The organism is Lonepinella koalarum (assembly GCF_004565475.1).
Classification (GTDB): domain Bacteria; phylum Pseudomonadota; class Gammaproteobacteria; order Enterobacterales; family Pasteurellaceae; genus Lonepinella; species Lonepinella koalarum.
The window spans coordinates 1-1,064 of record NZ_SRHX01000026.1 but is presented as its reverse complement, the minus strand read 5'-3'; the positions used below and the strand labels follow the sequence as shown (position 1 = coordinate 1,064).

The following is a 1,064-nucleotide window of genomic DNA, read 5'->3' as shown; positions in this document are numbered from 1 at the left end:
CATTTTCTATGGCATTATACCTACTGGTCGTACGTTAGAAGTCTGTAGGTAGTCGAGTAAACTGAAAAAAAATCGTAAACATTCGACAACGGGAACCTCTACCCTGTTTCGAATCCCTTCAGTGATGTGGAATTCGAGTGCGAAATACTGTTTTTGTAAAAGCTTTATCGTGAAGCGGAACTCGCCAAATGTCGAAGGGGATGCACCCCACTGTATCCGCCCGAGTGGGGATGGAAGATCTCAAGGCTGGAACCGATAAAGACATACTTGGCAGTGTCAGTTACAAATGTGCTGAACTTGACTTGAAATGCAATTGACAATGGCAAAACATTAGTAAATATGTTTTATATGGATTAATTGGTAAGGATGGTCTAGTGGTCAGCGAGGCGGACTCACGATCTCGAGGTCGAGGGTTCGAACCCAGCGTCGGCGCTGGGTCTTTTCAGGTGTGTCCTTGGGCAAGGCACTTTACTCCACATGCCTCAGTCGACTCAACTGTGATTGAGTACCTGGCTCTGCTGGGGAGGTAAACTGCAGTCCCTGCGTCTTAGTCGGCTCTGGTCCAGGGTGTAGGGATAAAATCCCCTGCAGGCTCAAAAGCCGAGGTGCCGGGAGATTAGTGCCCGCAGCTACGCTCTTTAAAGCGCAAGCCCCCTACCTTTACCTTTTTACCTTTTTATAAGGTGTACTGCAACCTGCGAGGAGGCTCTACGCGCCGCGCCCTGGGCAACATCGAAGGTCCTACGACCGGAAGATGGCAGATCCTTTCAACAAGCAAACCAACCAAACACGAAGCAAAGGGGCGCGTGTGACGTTGGTGAGGACACGACAAGAAGAAAAATCTTGGAAGTGAGTAGGTAATGTCATTGGTGGGTAGCGTCTTCTTTCCCCTTTCCTTGTCAAGATGTATATGTCTTTAAGGTCAATGATCATCTGTGCACAACGGATATTCCACGTTTCCTTACCTCGACTTCCTTCAGCAGTGGTTCCTTCATGTCCAGGCGTTGTATCATCACCCTCAAGTAGTGCATTGTTTGTCCCCTCAAGATCCTCACTGAAATACA

1 protein-coding gene is annotated in these 1,064 nt (G+C 48.3%); it reads right to left on the bottom strand.

Annotated features, from left to right (window positions below):
• Positions 1 to 741: 741 nt before the first annotated feature.
• Positions 742 to 1,064, bottom strand: a 323-nt coding sequence (locus tag E0709_RS12435) for a hypothetical protein (RefSeq protein WP_209300512.1), incomplete at its 5' end; no start/stop codon positions are given.